Raw genomic sequence first — 24,284 nt, forward strand, 5'->3', positions numbered from 1 at the left:
ATGAAAAAACTAGCATTGGCGTTACTTACAGGCGTATTGGCTTTAAATTTGGCAGCTTGCGGGAAGACGGGCAACAATCAATCGAATTCCGAAGGCGCTACTAATGGGGGGGCTTCCTCGTCGGGCGAGAGAACTTACTTTATGAATCCAAAGTCTATTGGACCAGCCTACTGGGCAGCTGCCGAGAAAGGGGCCGAAAAGGCGGAAAAGGATTTGAACGTAAAGGTTGTTTTCAACGCTCCGACGGAGGCGGATTCTGCGAAACAAATTAATATGATTCAAGACATGCTGACGCGCAAGGTGAGCGGAATCGGCGTATCGCCTAACGATGCAAAAGCCGTAGGGCCTGTGTTTAAGAAGGCGGCCGGCCAGGATGTCAAGATCGTAACTTGGGACAGCGATGCTCCGGAGACGGATCGTCAATATTATGTAGCTCCCGGTACAGACCAAGAGGTAGGCGAGTTGCTAGCCAAAACCATTGGCGAGGAAGTCGGCGGTAAAGGACAGGTAGCGTTCATGGTAGCCGGCCTGGGCTCGCAAAACCAAATTGCCAAGGCTGATGCTGCGAAGGCTTATTTTAAGGCTAACTATCCTGACGTTGAGGTCGTTACGACAGTTGCCAGCGACGATGATCAACAGAAGGCGTTTGCCAATGCGCAAAACTTGATTAAGACGTACCCTGATTTGAAAGGAATTATCGGATTTGCAGGCGGTGAACCGTCGGCAGCGGCAGAGGTTGTGGAACAAGCTGTGAAGGCAGGCACCTTGGAGAAAAATCAGATTGCAATTACGGGCATCGCCGTACCAAGCGTAGTGAAAAATTACATTAAGAATGGCACCATCAAAACAGATATTATTTGGGATCCAGGCAAGCTGGCCTATGTAACGGTTTATATTTTGGATCAGCTGGCTCAGGGCAAAGAGATTACGGACGGCATGGAAATCCCATCCGCAGGGACGATCAAGGTCGATGGACAAAATGTATTTATCGGAACGCTGGAAGTAACTAACGACAATGTAGACAGCTTTGATTTCTGATTTTCCCATGCTAGGAGGCCATTGAATGGAACATAAGGTGTTTATCGAAGATTTGACGGAGAAAGCCTTCGCGCCCTATGGCAAAGTTATTGATTTACCGGCGATCGACCCTTCAAAAGTCGGAGAAGGGTGGGATTGTTGGAGCTATATTCAAATGATGGACGTAACGGAGCCGATAGGATTCGGCCTAGTCGTCACCAAGAAGCGCGAATTCGTCGTAACGGCAATGGAGAGGCATGTCAGTCGAGAAGAACTGCTGCTTACTTTCGACCGTGAGATTGTGCAGCCCGTAGCAAAATGTATCGACATTGAAGATCCGGACGAGCATCCTGATTCCTCAACCGTCAAGTGTTTCAGGATTAAGCCCGGACAAGCCGTCGTGATCAACCGGGGGGTCTGGCATAGTCCGGCCTACCCGGCATCCGACGATGCCCGATATCTGTTCGGGATTGAGAAGAAGAAGGATAAGTTCGGCGATGAAATGATTAACCCGTGGGTCGATTTTGCCGGCGGACGTACCGTTCGATTCGAATAAGAGAGCAGGCAATACTTCTGCCGAGAGGGAGCATGAGCTATGAACCAAGAACAGCAAGTGATGAAGTGGATTGAAAGCCATCAAGATGAAATTATTCAATTTTTGCAGCAGCTCATTCAAATTCCAAGCGTGAATCCCTGGTTCTTCAACGAGCCAGCACCTTCCAAAGAGAAGGAGCTCCAAGAATTTCTTGCTCGCAAGCTGGAGGGCCTTGGCGCAGATATCGAAATGTGGGAACCGGTTGCCGATGAATTGAAGCAATACGAAGGCATGGCAGGCTATTATCCAGGGAGAGATTTTACAGGACGGCCGAATCTGGCGGCTACTTTTGGCAAAGGAGCCGAAGGCAAGTCTCTGCTCTTGTTCGGTCACATTGATGTCGTCATGGCAGGCACGAAATGGACGGTCGATCCGTTCGAGGGCAAGATCGTCGATGGGAAAATGTACGGCCGGGGTACTGTCGATATGAAGGGCGGCGTCGCGGCGATGATTATGGCTGTCGAGGCTGTGCTGCGCAGCGGCTTTAAGTTGAAAGGGCCGGTCGTCGTCGGAACTGTAGTAGATGAAGAAGCCGGGGGCATGGGGGCGCTTGATTTCATCCATCATGGCTACCGGGCGGATGCATGCATACTGACCGAGCCGACTTCGCTGACAATTGCCCCTCTGTGCAGAGGGATTTTATGGGGGAAAATCAAGATCCAAGGCCGCAGCGGTCATATTGAAATGCCGCAAGCGGACTACAAAGATGGCGGTGCCGTAGACGCCGTTAAAAAAGCGAGATACATTCTTGATCATCTGGACCGGTTAAATGAAGAGTGGGCTGTAAGCAAGACACATCCTTATTTGTCTATTCCTTGTCAGGTTCACGTAGCGCAATTGAACGCCGGCGAGTATCCAACCTCCTTCGCGAATGAAGCGGAGATCGTATTCAATGCCCAATACTTGCCGTCCGAACGCGATGAGAAGCTGGTGGGAGGCAATGTGAAGAAAGAATTGACCGCCTTTCTGCAACAGGTGGCCCAATCGGATCCGTGGCTAAGCGAGCATAAGCCGGAAATCGTCTGGATGGTAGACGCGGACTGTGCAGAGACCGAAGTATCCCATCCTTTTGTTCAGACATGCGTGCAATCCTTGAAGGGCATTGGAGAGGAAGGGAAAATTGAGGGACTCGGCTTCCATACAGATATGGGCTGGCCGGTGAACGTAGGCATTCCGACAATCAACTTCGGTCCGGGCGATCCTAGCCTTGCCCATCACAGTGATGAGTTTATACCGATTGATGAATTGATTCAGGCCGTCAAGATGATTGCCAAAACGATTATCGACTGGTGTGAAATCGAAGAAGCTTAGGACTGAACGCAATGGCCGAAAGCGGCCTGGATATATAAAAAACGGAGGTGCTTGACCAATGAAGATCTTATTTGTAGGAGAATCATGGATTGTGCATATGATTCATACGAAAGGTTATGACAGCTTTACCTCGACCAAGTACGAGGAGGGAGCCACGTATCTGCTTGCCTGTCTGCGCGAGCAGGACATCGACGTCACTTACATGCCGGCGCATGAGGTACAGGTGCGCTTTCCTCAAACGTTGGAGGAGCTCCAGGCATATGATGCGATCGTGCTTAGCGACGTAGGAGCGAATACGTTCCTGCTTCAGAATCCAACCTTCTACCAATTTCAAATGCTTCCGAACGCGCTTGAACTTGTGAAGCAATATGTCTCCGAAGGCGGAGGCCTTCTGATGGTCGGGGGCTACCTGACGTTCATGGGGATCGAAGGCAAAGCAAATTATAAAAACACATGCTTGTCGGAAGTGCTGCCGGTTACGATGATGGATAACGATGATCGTGTAGAAATGCCGAGCGGCTTCTCGCCCGTCGTATCCCGGACGCATCCATTGGTTGAGAATTTAGGAGAATGGCCAAGACTTCTGGGCTATAACAAGCTGACCGCCAAATCCGAAGCAGAGGAATTGCTAAGCCACGGAGGCGATGCCATTCTGACGGTTGGGAAGTATGGAAAAGGTAACACTGCAGCTTTTGCAAGCGACTGCTCTCCGCATTGGGGATCTCCGGAGTTTATGAATTGGAAGCACTATTCGGATTTTTGGTCGAATCTCATTAAGTATTTAAAATACGCGGCGTAACGGATTATTCTGAACTCGCGTGGAGCGGAGCCTGCTAGCCTCGAGCTAGCGGGCTCTATGTTATTTATTGCCGGGTTGAAGCGACGCGCAACGAAGTTTAAGAGCAAGCCTGCATGCATGACTATCATTCGTTGAGTATGAGATTGATTTTGCTCTGAACGAGCTTCGCGACGGATTCGGCCGATTTCTGGCCGCTGAAGTAGGCTTTGGATTCATTCCTGATCGTTTCTTCTATTTCGGAAGGTGTCCGCACCCAGTGAACGGCTTCCGTAATCGAACCTTTTAATCGATCCAGTTTCTCGGTGTCAACGGCGATCTCGGGATGTACGTCCGATTGAATCGTACCCGCTTCTTTCAATTTCTCGACTTGCAAATCGTATGCGTTCTTGTTTATCGGAAAGCCGTGACTTGATATAGAAGCATCGGTAATCGTCTTCGCTTCGTCATCCATGAGAAATTCGAGGAATTTCCACGCCTCCTGCTTATGGGGAGAGTTCGCGTTGATACCTACCATGCCGAACGTGGAGAAATAACCGCCGGCGCCGTAACTGTGTGGATGCGGCATCGTATATAGCTTCGTTTGTTCGGCAAAACCGTTCAATAAATAACTTTCGAACGAGTCGATCGGCCATGCGTTGAAGTATGCCTTCGTTTGTAGGGTGGTCGCGCTTCCTCTTCCGCCGCCGTCCTTGACCATGTCGAACAGCAAGCCGTCATCGATCATTGACTTTACTTGATGAATAAGATCGATGAACGAATCGGAATCAAACTTGCGCTCGCCGTTCTTCTCTTTTACGAGCTGAGTGAAATTATCGACGGTCAACTCGCTCAGCAGGACGGAGGGCTCGCTGATTAGCGCGGTTTTGTACTCGCCTTTTTGCTGCAATTGCTTGGCCGCATCCATAAAATCGTTCCACGTCCAGTCGCTGTCGTTAATCGGTACGCCGGTCTTGTCGATTGCCGCAGTATCGCCAAGCAATCCGTCAAGGTAGAAGTATAAAGGTATTCCGTACAGACCATCGTTCAGTCTTGCATTGTCCAGGATGTTGGTGAAGTAATCTTGCGAGTGAAACGATGCATCGCCTGACATTATGTCTTGCAAATTAACGAGCAGATGACGATCCGCATAAGCCTCTATGGGCAAGATGTCCATCTCCACTAGATCGGGACCTTTGCCCGCCAAAATGGCCGCATTCGTGCTGGTCAGGAACGTTTCCCTGTAAGCCGCCGCTTCGTCCAAATCCTTTCCGTAAGACGGCGTAGCTTGAAGCTGTATGGTTACGTTGGGATGCATGGATTCATATTTCGTTACGGCCGTCTTCATCTGATCGCTCAGGAAATAGGTGGAAAACGTTAGCGTGACAGGTTCGGACGCTGTCTCGTTTTCGATGGGGGCTTTCGCTGGCGAAGAGGCGCCGGCTGTCCCATTGGAGTTGCCGTTGCTGCAGGCGGCGAGCAAGCATATCAGGCTTGTCAGGGTCCATGCGATTTTCTTCATGTTATTTCCCTCTTTTCGGAATGTAGTTGTCCGAAGATAAAGATAAGGGAAAAATATCGCCAAAGTGTGACACGGATGTAACCGAATTGTTGCCATGTAATTCTGGCGGCGCCTTCTGCTTTTGATGTGATGCTGGCCTATCCACGTCTCCATCATTCGGCGGGAAGCTGAATCCTGCTCCCTTAGAATCCAATATCCGTTTTGAAGCATCCCCGGTTCGATTGCTTCGGCGTCGGCAAGAGCATGGCCGGGATAAACGACCAGACCAAGCTCGTCCTCAATCAAGGGGACGCATTCGAGTTTCGGATCATCGACTTTGTATTCCGCGACCAGACCGAAATCAATCTCGAACTTTCTCACCATCTCCACGATCTGCGGCGAGTTTTTCACTTGCAGGGCGATGTGAACGTCCGGATAAAGCTCGCGCATCCTGCCAAGCAGCTTCGGAAGGAAGTGAGTCGCCGGGGTATTGCTCGATCCGATAACGATTTTGCCGATTTTAAATTGCGCATAGTCGGTCAGTACTTGGCGTGCTTCGTCGGCCCACGAAATTATGCGGGTAGCATAATGAAGGAGCGCCTTCCCTTCCTCCGTTAACAGCACCATTTTATGTTTATAGATAAAAATCTGCACATTCGCTTCTCGTTCCAGGCCATTTAATGCGAAAAAAGGGCCCCTCATACGAGGAGCCCGGCCAGCATTACTTAATACACATTCGGCACTTCAACCGCCGGATCGACGTCGGCTTCGTAATCCACGCCGTCCGTCTCGAAGCCGAACAGCTGGAAGAACTCTTTGCGGTAGCCGGCAAGGTCGGTCAACTGCTCGATATTGTCGGACGTAACGGCTTCCCAGAGCTTCGCGACTTCGCTCTGCACGTCTTCGCGCAGCTCCCAGTCGTCGATGCGGATGCGGCCTTCGTTATCGACAGGTACTTCGCCGCCGGCATACAGACGTTCCGAGAACAAACGGTACGTTTGCTCGATGCAGCCCTCGTGAATGCCTTTTTCCTTCATGACTTTATAGAGCGCGGAGATATACAGCGGCACGACGGGAATCGCCGAGCTCGACTGCGTCACGAGCGCTTTGCTGACCGTGACGAATGCGCGTCCGCCGGTAGCGCCAAGCTGTTCGGACAACCGCTTGGCGGTCGCTTCCAGGTGGTCTTTGGCTTGACCGATCGTGCCATCGCGGTAAATCGGCGTCGTAATCTTGGAGCCGATGTACGAGTACGAGATCGTCGTCGCGCCCTCTGCCAGCACGCCGCCTTCACGGAGCGCGTCAATCCACAGCTGCCAGTCGTCGCCGCCCATGACGGCTACCGTTTCCTTCGTTTCCTGCTCGTTCGCCGGATCGATGGAAATCATGCTCACTTCGCCGGAATGGAAGTTGACCGTCTTGTTCGTATAGGTGCCGCCAAGCGGCTTAAGGACGGAATTGAACGTTTCGCCCGTAACGGGATCCGTTCTGCGCGCCGAAGCGACGCTGTAGACGACAAGGTCGACTTGACCGAGCTCTCTGCGGATCGTCTCGACGGCTTTGGCCTTCGTCTCGGACGTGAACGCATCGCCGGTGACGCTGAACGATTTCAGGCCTGCCGCTTGGGCGGCTTTCTCGAAGGCTGCGGAATTATACCAGCCTGCGGAGGCCGTACGTCCGGGCTTGCCTTCGCTGGCGCGGTAGATACCGATCGTATTGGCGCCGGCGCCGAATGCCGACACGATGCGGGCCGCGAGCCCGTAGCCTGCGGACGCGCCGATAACGAGCACGTTGCTCGGGCCTTGAATGGCGGGGCGATCTTTCACGTAATCCACTTGTTCCTGCACTTGCAGGGCGCAGCCAATCGGATGCGAGGTCGTGCAAATAAATCCGCGTGTTCTTGGTTTAATGATCATAGCCGTGTATTCAGTTCCTCTCATTTGCGAAGATCAGGCAGCTTGCCTATGTACTCAATGTTACGATAGTACCCTGAATGGGGCGAAACCGCAACCTGAACGAGCAAAAGTCCGCGTTTCCGCGGACTTCGACAGCCAGTATGAAGTATTCATTCCCTATTCCAAATCGGTCTCCATCATGGCCGCTCCAGATCGAACGTCTCGCCAAGCAAGGCGTACGTGGAGCCGGCTAACCGGCTGACCGGCCGCAGCGCCGATGCGTCGACATGGCCATGTTCGTCGTAAACGGCTTCGTCTGCATGGAACCGGACGATTCGTCCGATAAGCAGATCGCAAGCCGGCGCATCGTCAGTGCCCCCGAGAGACAGAATACGTTCGACCTTGCATTCCATCCGGATGGCTGCCTCGGCAATGCCGGGAACGCGCACGACTTCGCTCGGCACGGTCGTTAGCCCCGCTGCCTCGGCTTCGCTTTCCTCGGGTCCGAGGTTGGCGGCGGTCTGATTCATCTGCGCGACATGGCGTTCATCGGCGATATGGACGACGAATTCGCCAAGTTCCCCGGCATTTCGGGCGGTATCCTTCATCACGCCGTTCTTGCGCTGCACCGACACGGATATCATCGGCGGCTTGGACGTTACGATGTTGAAATAACTGAACGGCGCCGCGTTGACGGTTCCTGAAGGCGTCATCGTCGTTACCCATGCGATGGGACGCGGAATGATGCTGCCGATCATGAATTTGTAATTATCTCGCTCGCTCTGGCTTGCCGGATCGATGGATATCAAGCGCTCGTCCTCCCGCTGCTCAAGATGGAAACGCGGCGCGGAACCAATCCGCCGCCTGATAAACTTCGGATGCCGACAAACGGTGACCGTTATTCTCCCAATGCACCGTCACGGAAGCACCGGCGCCTTGAAGCAGGGATGTCAGCTCCTCGGATTCGGCGGCCGAGCAGATCGGGTCATTCGTGCCCGCTGCGATGAAGACCGGAACGTTCGTCAGATCCGGAAGGGCAAGACCGCGAAGCGGGACCATAGGATGGTGAAGGACGGCGCCGCGGAGCGCATCGGCATAGTGGAATAACAAGCTGCCCGCGATATTAGCCCCGTTGGAATAGCCTGCCGCAACGACATTGTCGCGATTGAAGCCGTACGTTTCGGAAGCTTCGGCAATGAAGTCGTACAATTCCTTCGTTCTGAATGTCAGATCCTCTTCATCGAAGATCCCTTCGGCAAGCCGGCGGAAGAAACGGGGCATCCCGTTCTCCAGCACGTTGCCTCTAACGCTCAAGACGGAAGAAGAGGGAGAGAGCAGCTGCGCCAGCGACAACAGATCATGCTCATTGCCGCCTGTGCCGTGCAGAAGCAGCAGCACTGGCGCGTTGGGATCGGAACCGTTTTGGAAGATGTGTTTCATTATTCGTCGCCCTCCAATACCCGAACCTCGATCGGGAACAGGTTTTGTTCGATGACGTCGCGCTGCGGTTCGTACCACGAAGGGAGCATCAGTTTGCCGCCGAGCGAATCGAACTCTTCGTCGCGTTGGAAGCCGGGCGCATCGGTAGCGATTTCGAACAGAATGCCGCCGGCTTCGCGGAAATAGATGGCGTTGAAATATTGACGGTCGATGATGTCGGTCGCATGGAAGCCTTTGTCGATGACGTGGTCGCGCCATTTGACGTGATCCTCGTAGCTGGCTGCGCGCCAAGCGATATGATGCACCGTTCCTGCGCCGCCGGCTCCCCAAGGCATAGGTTCGGCATTGATATCGATCACGTTGCCGAGGTCGCCTGCTGCACGGTAACGGACGAGGCCGTTTTCTTCGCCGACTTTCTCGAGTCCCATGACGTTAACGAGCGTATCTTGCGTTTGAGCGGGTTTGGTGCTGTACAGGATTGCGCCGCCGAAGCCTTTGATCGCTTTCTCCGTCGGAACGCCGCCGAATGACCATTGGCTGAGAACGCCGTCTTCGCGCTCGACAATCTCAAGCTGAAGCCCGTCGCGGTCTTTGAATTGGAGATACGTTTCACCGAAACGCGCCGTCCGATCGAATGCGACGCCGAATTTCGTCAACCGCTGTTCCCAGAACGAAAGTGCGCCTGTTGGTACGGCGAATGTCGTATAGCCGACTTGGCCGCCGCCTACTTTGCCAACGCGGGCTCCCTCGGAAGGGAAGAAGGTCATGACGGTACCGGGTCCGCCGATTTCATTGCCGAAGTAGAGATGATACACGTCAGGAGCGTCGAAATTGATCGTTTTTTTCACTAAACGCAAGCCAAGGATGCCTGCGTAGAAATCGACGTTGTCCTGCGGGTGGCGAACGAAAGAAGTAACATGGTGAATACCGGCTGTATGATGAGTCATTTGAATTCCTCCTAGTTTGAGTATGGCCAAGTCAGGCCGCTGTTATTGAGATGAGTGGCATATAGTTCGATTACGACTCAGAGTAGTTCGATTGCGACGGGACGATTCCTGTTTCGGACACAATACCTTAACGAATCAGCGCGTAATCTCCGGCGCCGGTTAGGGCAACGCCGATCACGACAACCAGGATAATCAGCGGCAATTCGATACCGCCGGCTGTCGACCACAGTCCGTTCTTGGCATGGACTTTCATCGCGCCGAGCATGGTGAGGGCGATCAACACGGCGCCGACAACGGTGAGAAGCCCGGCTCCGAACAGGAGGCCGCCGATCAATTCCATCAGTCCGGACAGGACGGCCATCGCAACGCCGGGTTTAATGCCGACGGACTCCATCCAGCCGCCGGTGCCTTTCGGACCGTAGCCGCCGAACCAGCCAAACAACTTCTGTGCACCGTGTCCGATAAACAGCAGCCCAATTACTACGCGAATCAAAAGCAATCCCAAATCCATCATTTCCATCATCCTCCAAGTTTAGTTTGAATTTAATAATCTTTAATTTAAGATATATGAGTAAAAAAACGCGTACCGCTAAACCAATCATTCAATTATCCTGCATACATTCATACGATATGGCCACGATCGGGCCTGCGATTACCTGCGACAGTTTCTGCATAGCAGCGGGCAGATTCTACATGCCACCGCACCTCCGTTTTATGTTTGCCAAGCAACATCTCGAAATTAATTATCTTAACCTTGAGATAATAGTACCCTGAGGCTTTTCGTTTGTCAACACCTTTTGTTGTTTTTCATTTTGAACTGTAATGCCGAGGACCTTGGCACCGGTTTGTTACGTTTGCGCGGAACGATAGCAAAATGTGAACAGGCTGCCGGTTAAACGGCAACCTGTCAGTTAACGCATGTTTAGCAATGCATTCTGATTGTGATAAGCTCGTTAAACTACGACATCAAAAGTTTGCATACTGCTTACTTAAAGGTATCATCAAACGCCTTTTCCATTCGGTCGGCATCTGACGAAACCGCGAAAAGAATAAACGGGCCTTTTGATTTCAAGACATGCTTCTCGATCAAGTAATTCTCTTGGGGGCGATAATCTTTAAACTTAATCGTTTGTTCCTCGACTCTTTGGCGAATATGATTCATGACGCTATCCATTTCGGCTGAATCCTTGAGTTTAATGACGGCGAGCTCGTCCGCTTTGACGTTGGATGCAGCCGTGTACAGAACAAAGTCCGCCACTTCGCCCGTATCGATGTGATATAGCTTCAACAGTTTCTCCGTATCCCCTTGCTTCAATTTGCTGAAATCTGCCGACTGTTGAATGCGTGTACCGATATCGGCGGCCGTTAACGACGCGTAATTCCCAGGGCGATCCGAACAGCCGCTCAAAAACCCGATTATGGTCACGAGCAAGAACGCGCGAAACAACGCGAGCGATAAGCCTCTTCGCAGTATCATTGGATTCCCTCCGTTATGTTCAAGATAGATGCATCTTCGAAGAAGGTTTTGATATTGTACAGAACAAGCATGTCGTTGATCTGACGTTCTTGGATGAGCTTCGATAGCGAATCCTCGTAATACCGCAGGTCTACGACGTCGATTTCGCCAAAGTGATTCACCAAGAAAGGAATCAGGCTGTTGGCGTACGAATCCTTGACCACGAGCAGCTTCTTGTTCGCCGGACCGTCCGTTACGATTCGAATCAAGGCATGGTTGCCGTTCAGGAAGACGGAGTACTTGTCTTTCTTGACGAGATTATCCATGTCATACAGGGAGTCTGACGTATCCCCTTCGTCTACATATTCGACTTTGATTTTGTTTGCGCGTTTCGGTAAGAAAAGGTGGATCGCATCCGGCTTTAGATGGCGAAACCCGCTTTTGGAATACAGCGACCCATAGAATTCATCCGTTACCTCTCTTATAGCGAACGATGATTGATCTTGAGGGGTGATTCCCATCGATTTGCATAGCTCCAGATAGGCATAGTAAGCGCCGAATGTCGTCCAATGATGATCAGTTTTATAGAATATCGATTGCTCCTGCTCGGCACTCAGCGCGGAATAGACATCTACAAAGCGAACATTGCGCGGCAGCAGCTGGCGAACCCGGTTCAGATCAGCCAGCTCGTCACCAACGGGAGCATAGGCAGGCAGCTCGCTTGAGAGCAGAGAGGCGGCAGTCGGTACCAACATCACGTATTTGCGAAGATTCGGCAAAGCTTGGTCAAACGTCTGAATCGCCTTGATACGATCTTCCATGTCCGCCTCCGGCGGCGATGTAAACTGTTCGATGAGGCGGCCATCTTTACCTAAGAACACGCCGTTGTTATCCTTCTTGCCTAGGGCACGGTCCGCATCGGTCTTCGCGCCAGCCCAAGTGTCCCGGAAGGCAAATTGATCCGAAACATAGCTCTCGTAGCTGGACGTGAATTTGCCCGATTCGAGAGAGTGAAGGGAGAAGGCAGGAGCCTCGTCCAAAACCCGATTTTCAGATTCCGAGAATGGCTTATCGGGCGTAAACACGTTTATCGTTGCCATTGTTAGCACATAGAGCAGAAGCAGCAGGCCAACAAGGGACCTGCGTTGTTGAGCAGAGTCGTTCAGAGCATAACCCTCCCTTCAGTCAGAAGCGGAAATAGAGAAACGGATTGTACGATTCGTTGACCAGGTAAGCCGTCGACAGGGCTAATGCCACAAAGTAAAGCGCCGGTATCAATACCGATCCTGCCAGCCGCCAGCCGTCCTCAATCCTAGCTATCCATTTACTTGGAAGCGGAGTCGCGCATATCGCACCTAACAGAAGCAGATAGCCATTCGTCGACAAATCGTACAGTGCTTGGCGATCCGCCCAAGTGTGCCCAGAGAAGCTGAACATCGTCCCGATAAACGCCCAAGCGGCATCCAAATGATCGAATTCGAACCAAACCCAGCCGATGACGACGGCTAATAAGGTGTAGCAGTGGCTTGCCAGCCGAGGCAAGCGCTGCAGCCATTTCAGGAGAAACAGCTTCTCGACTGTCACAAGTACGCCGAAATATAACCCCCAAATGATAAAGTTCCAGCTGGCTCCATGCCAAAATCCGGTAAGGAACCAAACGATGAACAGGTTCCGAAGCTGCTTGCCGATCCCCATCCGGTTGCCGCCGAGCGGAATATAAACATATTCCCGGAACCAGGAGCCAAGCGAAATATGCCATCGCCGCCAAAATTCCGTCACGCTCCGGGAGACATACGGGTAATGAAAGTTTGCCGGAAATTCGAATCCCAACATTCGGGCGAGCCCTCGCGCCATGTCCGAATACCCGCTGAAATCAAAATAAATTTGCAAGGTGAACGCCGCGATGCCGAGCCAGCCCGATAGGACGGACAAGTCTTCCGCCGGTACCTCTTTGACAGATGTCCACAGCATTCCGATATTGTTGGCGAGCAGCACCTTCTTGGCCAAACCGCGGATAAACAGTTCAGCCCCAGAGCCGAACCGCTCAAGCGTCATTTTGCGAGATAGCAGCTGCTTCGCGATGTCGGCGTACTTGACGATCGGACCGGCAACGAGCTGCGGAAACATCGCCACAAAGGTGCCGAACGTGATCAAGTTTCGCTGTGCTTGTGCTTTGCCTCGATAAACATCTATAACGTAAGACATCGTTTGGAACGTGTAGAAGGAGATGCCAAGCGGCAGCGGAAGATCTGCAGCTTGCAGATGAAGATGAAACAGGCGGTTCACATTATCAATGACAAAACCTGCATATTTAAAGAAGCCGAGAATCGCCAAATTGCCGAAGAGGGAGCCGACGAGGACAGTCCTGGCAATGACCTTGCGGGATCTGTATTTCTCAATCAGAAGTCCGTTGGCATAATCGAAGACAGTGGCGAACATCATCAGGAGAATATACAGCGGCTCTCCCCAAGCATAAAAGATCAGGCTAGTTATAAGCAGCACGACGTTACGCAGCCTGCCGGGCGACAAGTAATAAACGAGCAGGGCGGCGGGCAGAAACTGAAACAGAAAGATCAGGCTGCTGAATACCAAATTTGTTTACCTCCTGTACGGATGAGGATGCGCATGAGCAGAGCAATCCTAACGATCCTTCAAGTAGTCGAGGAGAATGGGATAGAACGCCGCTTGAAAATGTATGCCGTCCGTATCGTATAAATCGGAATGCCCGTTGACGAGCGAGGTCAGATCAACGTATTCGACATGTTCCTGGGAGGCCAGCTCTTTAAGGCCTTCATTGTACTTTCCGATGTTTTGGTAGCGAGGTTCCGCTTTCTTCGCTTCGGCTGTGACGGGAGTTACGGACAACAACGTGATTCTCGCCTTTGGCAGCTCGGATTGGATCGCGTGAATTAATTGCGCGTAATGGGTTAGCGAGTATTGCTGCGGATTGTCCGCCGGCCACAGAATATCGTCAGAACCTAACTGAATGTATACATGCTCGGGTTGTCTTCCGACTAAATCGCCGACGTCTTTCTGCGCGAATTCGGCTGTTTTCCCAGCACCTGCCAGCACGTTTCCTTCTCTGAGCACATCGTGATAGGATAAACCTTCCGTAATCGAATCCCCGAGGAAGACGCTTGTCCGATACTGCTTTTCATATGCAGACTGTGCTTTCGAATCTGCGCTCGCCGCTGTATTCGATGTCCTGTTTGCCGCCGATTCCTCCCCCGGTGTCTGACCATTATTGCCTGAACTACTGCACGCCGTAATCGAAATCGTCAACGCCAAAACGCCTAATGCCAGCAAACTAGACTTCTTTGTTTTCATTTTTCATTTCCCCTTTCGGTTGTTAAGAGGAACTTTAAATGATGGAGTTCAAGATCATATGCAGGTGAAATGCAGATCATAAAAAAAACGCAGAACCGAAGTTCTACGTTTTCCCCGATTTATTCAGTTCCATATAGAACAAGACGCCGTCTACCGTATTGGCAGCTCCGTATGCTGCGCCGTGAAGGTCCAGAATCTGCTTGGAAATGGCAAGACCCAGTCCGGTACCGCCGGTTGAACGTTGACGGGAACCCTCGACACGGTAGAAGCGGTCCCAAATTTTCTCCAGCTGATCTTCCGGAATGCGGGTCCCTTTATTTTCAATACAGACCTTGATCGTCTCCTCGTTCTCGTTCGTAGAGACCATTATGTTCTCGCCTTCCGGCGTGTAGCGAATCGCGTTCGTCATGAAGTTCACGATAACCTGTTCAATACGAAGCGGATTGGCCACAACTTCCGAAGGGGTGAATCTGGTATGCAGCTGAAGCCGCCTGTCTGCTAGGTCCGGAGCCAGCTTCTCGCATACGTTCGCTATTACAACGTCGATTCGGAAAGGGGAGAGCTCCATGCGGTACGTGCCGGATTCATACTTGGCGAGCTCCAGCATGTCGGCGATGAGCAGAGCCATCTTCTTCACTTCATCTTCCATGGCAGTGAAATAATAACCTCGTTTCGGGCTGTCCGGTTTGTCTCTTAATACATAAAGGCAGCTCTCGATAACGCTGAGCGGGGTTTTCAGTTCATGGGATACGCCGGCGATAAACTCTTTTCGCGTTTGCTCCAGCCGTTTTTCTTGCGCGATATCCTGCTCCAGCCGAACGATATGGACATGCAGCATGCGGGAAAGCGTATTGATGCTGCGGGACAAACTGCCGATTTCATCGTCGGAGTTTACCGGGATACTGGAGGTGAAATCGAGCTTGGCGATCTTTTGCGTCACGTTGTTCATCTGCAGCAACGGACGTGCAACACGGCGGGCGTAGTAGAAGGAGATGAGCAGGACGAGCAGCAATGCCGCTGCTGCTATATAACCGTAATAGCGGCGCATTATGTTCGCAGCTTCGTTAACAGGCTGGAGCGATGTCATCGCAATGAGAAACCCGTCACTTCCGGTCTGATTCGTCAAACGTTTCAAGACAATTTTATAGGGAATATTGTTCTCCTCGAAGTCCATGACGGTATCCGACGTATCATTGAAATCGCCGTACAGCAGGTCAGCTTGAAAAGCTTTGATTCGTTCGAGGAACAGATGGTTCTCGTAGCGAGATTCATTCGACCCGTTCGGCACCCGGACCTGCGTAACCGTGCCGTGTACGAGCACGCTGGGATAACGTTCATGATATTCAGTCGGACTACTGAATCTAGGAACCACTTCATATTCTTTGCGAACAAGCGGTTCGTTCTCCAGCCGATTCTCTGCCCGCAGATTAGAGGCGCTCCTGCCGATTCGCTGGGGGAACAGCTGGTTGTCGATCAGAATGCCTTCAATTGCGATGCGTGCTCCCGATTTGATGAAAAAATCAGGCCGAAGCGGATTAGCGTCACTTAAAGCCTCCACATCCATCACCGCATACAAAGGAATGCCGATGGATTTGCCGGAGAGGGACGGTGCATCCGAATCGTTCTCCAATCGAACTTCGATTTCGAAATCGTCGGTGTACTTCAAGTTACCGAGCGGGTCCAGCCGAGCGGTCCAGGCGTTATAGGTTTGATAAAATTGCTGTTCGATTCTGAATGCGGACCGGGCATCCTTAACATTCCCATCTTCCCGGGAAGCGGCGGTTAGCGCCTTCTGGACGCTGCCTACCTTCTGTTGTACATAGAATTGTTTGAAAAACACGGATTGTACAATGAAGAGACCTGCAATTACGACTGTGCATAGACTTGCTGTCAGCAGAAACAGCTTCATGACGATGCTCTTCCTCATGGCAAGTCCTCGAATTTATAGCCCGAGCGAATGACGGTGACGATGTGTGCCGCATGCTCGTCCAGTTTGGATCGCAGATTTCGAATATGACTGCTGAGCGTGCGATCGTCCCCGTCAAAATCGAAGCCCCAGATTTTCGTAATAAGCTGTTCTCTTGTCAGTATGATTCCTTTGTTCCTTAGCAGACATGCCAAAATTTCAAACTCCGTATGCGTCAAGCTGCAAGGCTTGCCGTCCAGCGTGACGGTTCTGGAAGGAAGATGCAGCGTAATGCGTCCTCCGGAGAGCGTGTCTGCTGAATCAAGGATTTGTCTATTACCAAGCAGCCGTCTGGTCCTTGCGAGCAGAATAGGAGGGCTGCACGGTTTGATCACATAATCGTCCGCGCCCAGTTCAAACCCGAGCAGCGTATCGTCTTCGTCGGAGCGCGATGTCAGCATCAGGATCGGAACGTTTGAATGCTTGCGAATACGCCGGCAGACCGACCATCCGTCCAATTCAGGCAGCATAATATCCAGAATAATCAGATCCACCTCATGCTCCTGAAATAATTCCAAAGCCCGGCTTCCATCGCCCGCCTCCAGAACCTGATATCCATCATCGATCAAATACTCCTTCATAATTTCCCGAAGTACTTGTTGATCCTCCACAACCAGGATCGTTTTCGGCATGTCAACATCCCCCGATAGTCTTTGCTAAGCACGATGTTAACATGTTTAAGAAGGTGCCTCAACTTTAAGAAGCATTCTATTCCTTAAACGGCCCGGCTTGGCAAATCTTATATTTTAGGGGTTATGTTCTATTCTGGAACGGGTTTTGCGGCAAGCGGGGAATCAGGATAATGAAAATATAAAAAAGACCATGGCGACTTCCGAGCTGCCTGAACTGAATCGCCTAGTGGAAGAGCTGCGCATTGCGCATCGCCAGTTATGGATGACTACCTATAAGGCTGTTGGCTGGGAAGTGCTCGATATCCGCTATGGCGGCGTTCTGGCGCGGATTCGATCTGCCGAGGCGCGCTTGATCGATTTTGCGGAAGGCAGGGGTGTCGAAGCTGGAGGAATTGGAGGCGGAGCGGCTGGCTTATACGATGTACGGTATTCCTCATTCGCCGCTTGACGTGAACGGGCAATATCACAATATCGCATCGGCGGCAGCGTTTATATAAGGACAGCTGTAACTGCGAACGAGCGTGAAACGCGGTTGAACGAACGGAGAACTATATTCAATAAATAAAGCGGCAGCGATCCGAGGATCGCTGCCGCTTTATTGCGAGTTATTTCTTCTGAACGACCGGCATCATCATGCCGTTGTCCATGCCCATCATGCTGACGCTGCCGTCCGTCTCCGCGCCTTCGTACAAATACACTTCCGTGCCGAACTCCGGCTCCGCATAAGGCATATGCGTGCGGCCGCGGGCCAGAATTTGGCGGTAGTTGCCGGAATCGCCTTCGTAGCCGTCATGGTCCCACGGCACCAGGGAACGGGCATTGCAGTAATGGCAAACGTACGAACGGCGGAAACGGTCGTCGGTTTTGTTCGGGAACGAGCGATGGAACAGGTGCGAATGGAAGAACAGCACGTCGCCCGGCTGGAGCGGCACCGAAATCGGCGCAGGATATTTGGCCACGACGCGCGATAACGTGTTCACTTCGTCGTCCAGATGGCTGACGTTCTGCACGCCGTCCAGGTTGGAGAAGGCGTCGAGCGCGTGCACGTTGCCGCCGCCGATTTCTTTGGGCGGATAGACCGGCTCGTGGTTGGAGCCCGGCACGACCCAGAGGCAGCCGTTTTCTTCATCGGCCTGCTCCAGCGCGATCCATGCGCCGACTAACGTATCCGGATGCGTCTTGATATAACAGGAATCCTGATGCCAGCCTTGGCCCCCGCGGCCCGGCGGATTGAGGAACAGCATCGACTGCAAGGCGTAAACGTCCGGACCGATGAGCGCTTCCGTCACGTCGAGGATGCGCGGGTGGAGCATGCCGCGTTCCGCTGCCGCATTGACCCGGGAAAGCATATGAATGCGCGTTGCCGCTTTGAATTCTTCCTTTAACGGATCTTTACTGTCATTGTCATGCTCGTGGGAAAGATCGGGCTTCTCGGCTTTCAGCCGCGACTCTTCCGCCAGCTCGTAGAGCTCGGCGATGTCTTCTTTTGACAGCAAGCCTTTGACAATCAAGAATCCGTTGCGCTGGTAGTGCACGTAATCTTCGACGCTGACCAAATAGCGGTCATCCCTTACTCTAGACTTAGGCGTATAGTGGGTAGCCATCGTATTCAAGCCTCCAAATGAAGTCGTTATATCTTCATTTTGCCTCAGGAAAGGCAGCGGTTTCAATGGATGGAAAACGATAAACGATGTCTTTATTTGATTTCGGCGTTAACGAGAATATGCCGGTTCACGAAGGTCCGTCCCGGATCGACGTCAATGGCGGCGTGGCGGAAAATCGCTTCTTTGCACCGTTCCATATATTCGGTGGCCGTGATGCCGCGAATGCGTTTGTATATTTTTGAGAAATGATGCTCGTCGCCGAAACCGCATTGGTACGCAACCTGCTTCACCGACCGGCTTCCTTCCAGCATGAGCTCCTCCGCCAGGCGAAGTCTGCGCTCGAGCAGCAGCCGTTTGGGGGTAATGCCGACGGCGGCAACGAAGACCCGGGTGAAATGCTCATGCGACCAGCCGGAATGCCGGGCAACTTCCTCGATCGTGATCGGTTCCGTCAAATGTTCTTCTATATAAGCGATGCCGCGCGAGACTTGAACGGGATAGCTCTCGGAAGCGAATTCGGGCGTATTGTCGGCAAAAGCGGCCAATTCCTCCACGGCGGCGGCGACGAGCGCGGACAGCCTTCGTTTCCAATGCTGGGACTGATAGCCCGCGACGACGATGATTTGCTGCATGATGCCTGCGACTAAACTGCTGTGCAGCGCCGGAACGACGTGAAAGCTCGCCTGCAGCAGGGAGGCAAATCGCTCGTCACGCCTTCGCAGCGGCTCGTAGTCGAAGTGGACGAACAGATGGCGGGTGTTCCGCTCCCGATCGAACACATACCGGTGGTTTTCCCGCGGTCGCGTGAAAACGAAGCAAGGCGAGTCCAGCCGATGCGGCACGCCGCCCGATTCGTAAATCGTCCCCGTTCCTTCGGGAAAATAGACGAGCTCATAGTCGTCGATCGAGCGGCTGCCAAGCGTAGATCCTTTGCTAACGATAATGTCGCCGACGTAATGGACGTAGGGCCAATTGTCCGATTCCTGCTCCAAAACAACGCACCTCCTTCTCGGGCAAGCATCGGCCGGCTGGCTGGTCTTTCGGTTCCGTTCCGACAACCGACCTTTGCGTCTATTATTGCGTAATGATGCCAAGGGCGCAAGAAGCAGGCCGCGTCAGCGCCGCAACCAAAAAGGCTGCAATGTGCGTCTTCAATATTGACACTCATGTGAAACAGCATCTACATAAGAATTACAAGGAAGCAGAAGCATGAAAGTTACTAGCTATGCACAATGGAAGGGAAGGGATTATTCATGAGGACAAGCAAGCGGAGGCGGTTACGCAGTACAGCTGCGCTTCTTATCACCTGTTGCCTGCTGGTAACGATGATTTTCAGTCCTGAAAAACATGTTTTCGCAGCTACGGCTCCAGTTGCGGCTTCGGTTGAAATCGGCAAAACGATGGCGATTTCAATTAACGGATTTTACGTGCTGTTCCCGGGAGAGCAGACGCCTTATCTGAAATCCGGCAGGCTGATGGTGCCGCTTCGCGCGTTCGCAAACGCGATCGGAGCAGGCGTCCTGTATGATCAGAAGAGCAGATCGGCCACAATCAGCGCGCTTGGAGAACCTGTTAAAGGCATTCGGGCAGGCATCGGGTTGGCGGTCTACGATTGGGATCTGCCCTTGCTTCTAAAGCCGGCGCCGGAGATCCGCAACGGGATCATGTTCGTGCCGGCGACGACAATCTTACAGGGACTTCAAACCTACGGCTGGGAGGCGATGTCGGGTCTATCGGGTACGAAAACGCTGGTCATTAAAGATCTCCTTGCAGCCTCGGCTTTCCGTATGGTCGCGGCGTTATCCGACGCCGAGCAAGCGCCTTTCCCGGTAGAATCGACGACGCATCCGTATCCTTATTTCCCGATCGGTTCAACGATTTCGGAAATCAAAGACTTAACGGGCAAGACGGCGTATGAGCTGACGTTGAAGTTGCAGAACTCGGCCGGTATGCCGGTTCCGGGAAATGGCTCCGAATTGGAAATTCATGCCGTAGACGCGGCAAACAAAGAAATAAGCGCGATGACGTTGAAAGGACCGCAACAGGAAACAGGCAAAGCGCAGCTGATTTCCTTCCATACGACGGTACCGATGGAAACGCAGTTCATCGTATTCCGTTCCAGGATCTTGAAATGATTCTAAAATCATCAGGCAATGGCCAATTATGCAACTGCACGAGCAGCAAGCGATTTCCTGACCGGGAGATCGCTTTATTTTTAGATTGAAATTACCGCGTCTGCAAGCTATAGTAATAGCTAGAAGGTTTACTATACAGAAGTTGGTTTTTTATATAAAACCAACGTAATGGGGCGATGGAGTGTCAGAGCAACGAAAGTACTGGGTTCCGGCGCTGGAGAAAGCCGACAACGTGCTGGCCGTCCTTGCCGCCGAACCGGCTCGGCACAAGCTGATCGACTTGTCCAGACGGCTGGACATCAACAAGAGCTCGATGTTCTCGCTGCTGAATACGATGGAAACGCTGCAGTGGGTGAAACGCGGGGAAGGCGACACGTATTCGCTCGGTCATGCGTTCGCCGCTTACGGGTCGTCGTACATGAAGAGCTACGATCTCGGCCGAATGTTCCAAGCGGAAGCGTCGGCAGCGCGGGATCGGCTGCAGGAAACGATTCAACTGGCGAAGCTGGAAGGCAATCAGGTGTTCTATCTAGGCAAAGTGGAAGCGCTGTCGCCGGTCCGATTGCAATCCGAGCCCGGCATGCTTCTGCCGGCGCATGCGACTGCTCTCGGCAAAGCGATGCTCGCGGAGCTGGGCGACGACGAGCTCAAGCGGCTGTATCCGGCATCCGAGCTGCCGCCGCTTACGCCGCATTCGATTCCGACGCGCGAAGCGCTGTTCCGGCAGCTGCAGGAAATCCGGGAGCAGGGGTTTGCCAGGGACGACCAGGAATCGGTCATGGGCTTCCGCTGCGTCGCCGCCGTTATTCGAGGCGGGGAAGGCCGGACATTGGCGGCCGTCAGCTGCTCCATGCTGCTGCATCAATGGGACGCGAAAGGCGAAGAAGCAAGAACGGAGATGCTGGCGCTCGCCCGCAGATTGTCCGTTCAACGTTCATAATGAAGAGGAGATGAAGACATGCGGTTGAAAGACAAAGTCATTCTTATTACGGGTTCGGGTTCCGGCATCGGCAAGGCGACTGCGCTGCTGTTCGCAAGCGAAGGCGCGAAGCTGATCATCAACGATCTGTCCGAGCAGCACGGCACCGACACGGTGAAGGAAATCGAGGCGGCTGGCGGCGAAGCGATTTTCATTCGCGCCGACGTTACGAATCCCGCAGATGTATCGGCCATGGTCGATCAGATCATCGCGAAATACGGCGTCATCGACGTATTGTTCAACAATGCCGGCATCAGCGGCGTCGGCTTGCTGCACGAGATCGAGCCGGAAGCCTGGGACCGCGTTATGAACGTGAACATTCGCGGCGTATTCCTGCCGAGCAAATACGTTATCCCTCACATGATCGAGGCTCGCAAAGGCTCCATCATTAATATGTCTTCCTGCGTCGCGGAAATCGGACTTGCCCGCCGCGCATCCTACGCCGCAACGAAAGGCGCCGTTCTGGCGCTGACGAAATCGATGCAAGTCGATTACGCGCAATACCATATTCGCGTCAATGCGCTGCTTCCGGGCACGATCATGACGCCGTTCGTCGAGAACTACTTGAAGACGTCGTACAGCAACAAAGAAGAAGCCATTGCCGGCCTGCAGAAGCGCCAGCTCAGCGAAGAGCTTGGATTGCCGGAGGATGTTGCGAAGGCCGCGTTGTTCCTGGCTTCCGACGAATCGAGCTTCGTTATGGGCGCTCCGCTCTACGTGGACGGCGGCGTCGTCTTCGGGAAGAATGCCTAAGCGCTGACCGCAATCGTATCGTATTCTTGTATAAACGTTAACTTGAGCCGACATGGCTGCCATAGGGATGAATTATTATTAGGAGGGAATACCAGAATGAAATTGATCAGCATATCGAAACAAGGCCGCAACGCATTGGGCGTCGTAACGGAGAACGGGGTAATCGACGTGGAGCTTGCTCTGACGGCGGAAGCGTCCCGGGCAAACACAGAGGTGCCGGCGGATGTGATGGCGGTCATCGAGGGCGGAGAAAAGGCACTGGAAGCGCTGAGCGGATTCATCGCATCGTTACCTTCGACTGGCAACGAATCTTACGTCCGCAGCGAGGAAGAGATCGAGTGGGGACCATGCGTGACGGCGCCGAACAAAATCATCTGCGTCGGCCTTAACTACCGGAAGCATGCGGAAGAAACGAACGCGCCGATTCCGCAATTCCCGATTCTTTTCAATAAGTTCAACAACACGCTGACGGGCCACTTGAAAGATATCGTCGTTCCGAAAGTGACGGAGAAGCTGGATTACGAAGCAGAGCTGGTCATCGTGATCGGCAAGCAGGTGAAATACGTGGCCAAAGAAGACGCGCTGAGCCATGTATTCGGCTATTGCGCGGTCAACGACTTGTCCGCGCGCGATCTGCAAATGCGGACGCAGCAATGGCTGCTGGGCAAAACCTGCGACGATTTCAGCCCGCTGGGACCTTACCTCGTGACAGCTGACGAAGTCGGCAATCCGAATGATTTGACGATCAAAGCGATCGTTAACGGCGAGGTTCGTCAGAACTCCAACACGTCTGATATGATTTTCCACTGCGACGAAATCGTAAGTTATATTTCGCAGCATATGACGCTCGTACCGGGTGACGTCATTCTGACGGGCACGCCGGAAGGCGTCGTGCTGGGACTGCCGGAAGCGCAGCAAGTCTACTTGAAGCCGGGCGACGAAGTCACGATCGAAATCGAGAAGCTGGGCAAGCTGACGAACCGTTTCGTCGCGGATTTGGCATGAGCCGAACGATCGATTCGCATCAGCATTATTGGAAGCTCGACCGCGGCGATTACGGCTGGCTGACGCCGGAAGCGGGGCCGATTCTGTATCGGGATTACGCGCCGGGGGATCTGGAGCCTGAACTGGAACGCGCAGGCTTTCAACGGACGATCGTCGTCCAGGCGGCCCAAACGCATGCGGAAACCGACTACATGCTGGAGCTGGCGGATCATTCGGAATCCATCGCAGGCGTCGTCGGATGGCTTGATTTCCAAGCTCCCGACTGGCGATCCGCGCTGGAGCGGTTCCATGCGAATCCCAAGTTCGTCGGTATCCGCGTCATGATCCAGGAAATGGAAGACGCATCCGAAGTGCTGCAACCATATAGTGTAGAGGCACTGCAGGTTCTGGCCGATATTGGGCTTCCTGTCGATCTGGTCATGCGGGCGCATCAACTGCCGGAAACGATCGAGCTGCTGAAGCGAGTGCCGGGACTGCGCGCGGTCATCGATCATATCGGTAAGCCGCAGATCGCTCAAGGTATCTTCGAGCCGTGGGCGAGCCAGATTAAGGAGCTTGCCGACAGCAATCCCGGACTCTACTGCAAGCTGTCCGGCCTGTTGACGGAAGCGGATCACCAATCGTGGCAGCCGGAGCAGTTTACGGCTTATGTCCGGCATGTCGTAGAATGCTTCGGCATCGAGCGCGTCATGTTCGGCAGCGACTGGCCGGTATGCTTGCTCGCGGGCAGCTACGAGGATGTCCGCAGCGTATTGCGCGCGGCGCTTCCGGAAGCATTGACCGAGCAGCAGCTTGCGGCCGTCTATGGAGACAATGCGGCGGCCTTCTACAAGCTGCCGGCTGAATAAATAAGCAAGGAAGCAGCTCCCGTCGACAACGACGGGAGCTTTTTTGTTCTCGTGCAGGCAGCAGGCATCCTCAATACATCCTATGCAGTCGTGCTTTT

At 53.0% G+C, this 24,284-nt stretch carries 24 protein-coding genes and 1 pseudogene; 11 read left to right on the plus strand and 14 right to left on the minus strand.

All coding sequences use genetic code 11. The features are described 5' to 3' along the window. From GZH47_RS25955 to GZH47_RS25970, 4 genes are read left to right on the plus strand one after another with little or no spacing between them, the layout of a single operon-like run. The gene (locus GZH47_RS25955; RefSeq protein WP_162643896.1) at positions 1-1,038 is read left to right on the plus strand and encodes an autoinducer 2 ABC transporter substrate-binding protein; all 1,038 of its coding nucleotides are present in this window, start codon (positions 1-3) and stop codon (positions 1,036-1,038) included. 25 nt (positions 1,039-1,063) lie between these two features. Then, a complete protein-coding gene (locus GZH47_RS25960; protein WP_162643897.1) occupies positions 1,064-1,573 on the plus strand; it encodes an ureidoglycolate lyase in 510 nt (169 codons plus the stop codon). Positions 1,574-1,612: 39 nt separating this feature from the next. Then, positions 1,613-2,923, plus strand: coding sequence for an ArgE/DapE family deacylase (locus GZH47_RS25965; RefSeq protein ID WP_162643898.1), 1,311 nt, complete (start codon positions 1,613-1,615; stop codon positions 2,921-2,923). A gap of 58 nt (positions 2,924-2,981) precedes the next feature. Next, positions 2,982-3,722 carry a glutamine amidotransferase gene (locus GZH47_RS25970; protein WP_162643899.1) on the plus strand — a complete coding sequence of 247 codons (741 nt, stop codon included), beginning with the start codon at positions 2,982-2,984 and terminating at the stop codon, positions 3,720-3,722. Between the two features lie 124 nt (positions 3,723-3,846). Here GZH47_RS25970 and GZH47_RS25975 read toward each other — a convergent pair whose 3' ends face one another. The 12 genes from GZH47_RS25975 to GZH47_RS26030 all read right to left on the minus strand — a co-directional run bounded on the left by GZH47_RS25975 (position 3,847) and on the right by GZH47_RS26030 (position 16,862). Continuing rightward, positions 3,847-5,853, minus strand: a complete 2,007-nt coding sequence (locus GZH47_RS25975) for an extracellular solute-binding protein (RefSeq protein WP_162643900.1) — start codon at positions 5,851-5,853, stop codon at positions 3,847-3,849. A gap of 71 nt (positions 5,854-5,924) precedes the next feature. Continuing rightward, positions 5,925-7,115, minus strand: coding sequence for an enoyl-ACP reductase FabV (gene fabV, locus GZH47_RS25980; RefSeq protein ID WP_162643901.1), 1,191 nt, complete (start codon positions 7,113-7,115; stop codon positions 5,925-5,927). 176 nt (positions 7,116-7,291) lie between these two features. After that, the gene (locus GZH47_RS25985) at positions 7,292-7,903 is read right to left on the minus strand and encodes a flavin reductase family protein (protein WP_162643902.1); all 612 of its coding nucleotides are present in this window, start codon (positions 7,901-7,903) and stop codon (positions 7,292-7,294) included. A gap of 19 nt (positions 7,904-7,922) precedes the next feature. Next, positions 7,923-8,537, minus strand: coding sequence for an alpha/beta hydrolase (locus GZH47_RS25990; RefSeq protein WP_192043658.1), 615 nt, complete (start codon positions 8,535-8,537; stop codon positions 7,923-7,925). Next, positions 8,534-9,481, minus strand: a complete 948-nt coding sequence (locus tag GZH47_RS25995; RefSeq protein WP_162643904.1) for a ring-cleaving dioxygenase — start codon at positions 9,479-9,481, stop codon at positions 8,534-8,536. The genes GZH47_RS25990 and GZH47_RS25995 overlap by 4 nt, the downstream gene beginning before the upstream one ends. Positions 9,482-9,608: 127 nt before the next feature. Continuing rightward, positions 9,609-9,995, minus strand: a complete 387-nt coding sequence (locus tag GZH47_RS26000) for a DoxX family protein (protein ID WP_162643905.1) — start codon at positions 9,993-9,995, stop codon at positions 9,609-9,611. Positions 9,996-10,466: 471 nt separating this feature from the next. Further along, positions 10,467-10,958, minus strand: a complete 492-nt coding sequence (locus GZH47_RS26005; RefSeq protein WP_162643906.1) for a DUF4358 domain-containing protein — start codon at positions 10,956-10,958, stop codon at positions 10,467-10,469. Further along, entirely contained in the window at positions 10,955-12,037 is a 1,083-nt protein-coding gene (locus GZH47_RS26010; RefSeq protein WP_162643907.1) for a DHHW family protein, read from the minus strand. The genes GZH47_RS26005 and GZH47_RS26010 overlap by 4 nt, the downstream gene beginning before the upstream one ends. A gap of 85 nt (positions 12,038-12,122) precedes the next feature. Beyond that, the gene (locus GZH47_RS26015; RefSeq protein ID WP_162643908.1) at positions 12,123-13,529 is read right to left on the minus strand and encodes an MBOAT family O-acyltransferase; all 1,407 of its coding nucleotides are present in this window, start codon (positions 13,527-13,529) and stop codon (positions 12,123-12,125) included. Positions 13,530-13,577: 48 nt separating this feature from the next. Next, on the minus strand, positions 13,578-14,264 hold the full coding sequence (locus tag GZH47_RS26020; RefSeq protein WP_162643909.1) for a GDSL-type esterase/lipase family protein: 687 nt from the start codon (positions 14,262-14,264) through the stop codon (positions 13,578-13,580). 103 nt (positions 14,265-14,367) lie between these two features. After that, positions 14,368-16,191, minus strand: a complete 1,824-nt coding sequence (locus tag GZH47_RS26025; protein WP_162643910.1) for a sensor histidine kinase — start codon at positions 16,189-16,191, stop codon at positions 14,368-14,370. After that, a complete protein-coding gene (locus GZH47_RS26030) occupies positions 16,188-16,862 on the minus strand; it encodes a response regulator transcription factor (protein ID WP_162643911.1) in 675 nt (224 codons plus the stop codon). The genes GZH47_RS26025 and GZH47_RS26030 overlap by 4 nt, the downstream gene beginning before the upstream one ends. Before the next feature lie 190 nt (positions 16,863-17,052). Here GZH47_RS26030 and GZH47_RS34435 point away from each other — a divergent pair. Next, a pseudogene (locus GZH47_RS34435) lies at positions 17,053-17,175 on the plus strand (hypothetical protein); the annotation flags it as partial. 61 nt (positions 17,176-17,236) lie between these two features. After that, the gene (locus tag GZH47_RS34440; RefSeq protein ID WP_263866932.1) at positions 17,237-17,359 is read left to right on the plus strand and encodes a hypothetical protein; all 123 of its coding nucleotides are present in this window, start codon (positions 17,237-17,239) and stop codon (positions 17,357-17,359) included. Between the two features lie 108 nt (positions 17,360-17,467). On the opposite strand, the gene GZH47_RS26040 is transcribed toward GZH47_RS34440, so the two are convergent. Together GZH47_RS26040 and GZH47_RS26045 are read right to left on the minus strand one after the other, a co-directional pair. Next, a complete protein-coding gene (locus tag GZH47_RS26040) occupies positions 17,468-18,466 on the minus strand; it encodes a phytanoyl-CoA dioxygenase family protein (RefSeq protein WP_162643913.1) in 999 nt (332 codons plus the stop codon). Positions 18,467-18,558: 92 nt separating this feature from the next. Next, on the minus strand, positions 18,559-19,458 hold the full coding sequence (locus GZH47_RS26045; RefSeq protein ID WP_162643914.1) for an AraC family transcriptional regulator: 900 nt from the start codon (positions 19,456-19,458) through the stop codon (positions 18,559-18,561). A gap of 261 nt (positions 19,459-19,719) precedes the next feature. On the opposite strand from GZH47_RS26045, the gene GZH47_RS26050 reads away from it, so the two are divergent. From GZH47_RS26050 to GZH47_RS26070, 5 genes are all read left to right on the plus strand, one after another. After that, on the plus strand, positions 19,720-20,601 hold the full coding sequence (locus GZH47_RS26050; RefSeq protein WP_162643915.1) for a stalk domain-containing protein: 882 nt from the start codon (positions 19,720-19,722) through the stop codon (positions 20,599-20,601). Between the two features lie 181 nt (positions 20,602-20,782). Continuing rightward, entirely contained in the window at positions 20,783-21,541 is a 759-nt protein-coding gene (locus GZH47_RS26055) for an IclR family transcriptional regulator (RefSeq protein WP_162643916.1), read from the plus strand. Positions 21,542-21,559: 18 nt separating this feature from the next. After that, the gene (locus GZH47_RS26060; protein ID WP_162643917.1) at positions 21,560-22,333 is read left to right on the plus strand and encodes an SDR family NAD(P)-dependent oxidoreductase; all 774 of its coding nucleotides are present in this window, start codon (positions 21,560-21,562) and stop codon (positions 22,331-22,333) included. A gap of 96 nt (positions 22,334-22,429) precedes the next feature. Then, a complete protein-coding gene (locus GZH47_RS26065; protein WP_162643918.1) occupies positions 22,430-23,338 on the plus strand; it encodes a fumarylacetoacetate hydrolase family protein in 909 nt (302 codons plus the stop codon). Further along, the gene (locus GZH47_RS26070; protein WP_162643919.1) at positions 23,335-24,186 is read left to right on the plus strand and encodes an amidohydrolase family protein; all 852 of its coding nucleotides are present in this window, start codon (positions 23,335-23,337) and stop codon (positions 24,184-24,186) included. The genes GZH47_RS26065 and GZH47_RS26070 overlap by 4 nt, the downstream gene beginning before the upstream one ends. The last annotated feature ends 98 nt before the right edge of the window (positions 24,187-24,284 follow it).

Origin of the sequence: Paenibacillus rhizovicinus (assembly GCF_010365285.1) — a bacterium.
Classification (GTDB): domain Bacteria; phylum Bacillota; class Bacilli; order Paenibacillales; family Paenibacillaceae; genus Paenibacillus_Z; species Paenibacillus_Z rhizovicinus.

What these genes read in the sequence shown, in the direction of transcription:
- GZH47_RS25955 (WP_162643896.1), top strand. Translation starts at nt 1, where the DNA reads ATGAAAAAACTAGCATTGGCGTTACTTACAGGCGTATTGGCTTTAAAT.
- GZH47_RS25960 (WP_162643897.1), top strand. Translation starts at nt 1,064, where the DNA reads ATGGAACATAAGGTGTTTATCGAAGATTTGACGGAGAAAGCCTTCGCG.
- GZH47_RS25965 (WP_162643898.1), top strand. Translation starts at nt 1,613, where the DNA reads ATGAACCAAGAACAGCAAGTGATGAAGTGGATTGAAAGCCATCAAGAT.
- GZH47_RS25970 (WP_162643899.1), top strand. Translation starts at nt 2,982, where the DNA reads ATGAAGATCTTATTTGTAGGAGAATCATGGATTGTGCATATGATTCAT.
- fabV (WP_162643901.1), bottom strand. Translation starts at nt 7,115, where the DNA reads ATGATCATTAAACCAAGAACACGCGGATTTATTTGCACGACCTCGCAT.
- GZH47_RS25995 (WP_162643904.1), bottom strand. Translation starts at nt 9,481, where the DNA reads ATGACTCATCATACAGCCGGTATTCACCATGTTACTTCTTTCGTTCGC.
- GZH47_RS26000 (WP_162643905.1), bottom strand. Translation starts at nt 9,995, where the DNA reads ATGATGGATTTGGGATTGCTTTTGATTCGCGTAGTAATTGGGCTGCTG.
- GZH47_RS26005 (WP_162643906.1), bottom strand. Translation starts at nt 10,958, where the DNA reads ATGATACTGCGAAGAGGCTTATCGCTCGCGTTGTTTCGCGCGTTCTTG.
- GZH47_RS26010 (WP_162643907.1), bottom strand. Translation starts at nt 12,037, where the DNA reads ATGGCAACGATAAACGTGTTTACGCCCGATAAGCCATTCTCGGAATCT.
- GZH47_RS26020 (WP_162643909.1), bottom strand. Translation starts at nt 14,264, where the DNA reads ATGAAAACAAAGAAGTCTAGTTTGCTGGCATTAGGCGTTTTGGCGTTG.
- GZH47_RS26025 (WP_162643910.1), bottom strand. Translation starts at nt 16,191, where the DNA reads ATGAGGAAGAGCATCGTCATGAAGCTGTTTCTGCTGACAGCAAGTCTA.
- GZH47_RS26030 (WP_162643911.1), bottom strand. Translation starts at nt 16,862, where the DNA reads ATGCCGAAAACGATCCTGGTTGTGGAGGATCAACAAGTACTTCGGGAA.
- GZH47_RS26040 (WP_162643913.1), bottom strand. Translation starts at nt 18,466, where the DNA reads ATGGCTACCCACTATACGCCTAAGTCTAGAGTAAGGGATGACCGCTAT.
- GZH47_RS26050 (WP_162643915.1), top strand. Translation starts at nt 19,720, where the DNA reads ATGAGGACAAGCAAGCGGAGGCGGTTACGCAGTACAGCTGCGCTTCTT.
- GZH47_RS26060 (WP_162643917.1), top strand. Translation starts at nt 21,560, where the DNA reads ATGCGGTTGAAAGACAAAGTCATTCTTATTACGGGTTCGGGTTCCGGC.
- GZH47_RS26065 (WP_162643918.1), top strand. Translation starts at nt 22,430, where the DNA reads ATGAAATTGATCAGCATATCGAAACAAGGCCGCAACGCATTGGGCGTC.
- GZH47_RS26070 (WP_162643919.1), top strand. Translation starts at nt 23,335, where the DNA reads ATGAGCCGAACGATCGATTCGCATCAGCATTATTGGAAGCTCGACCGC.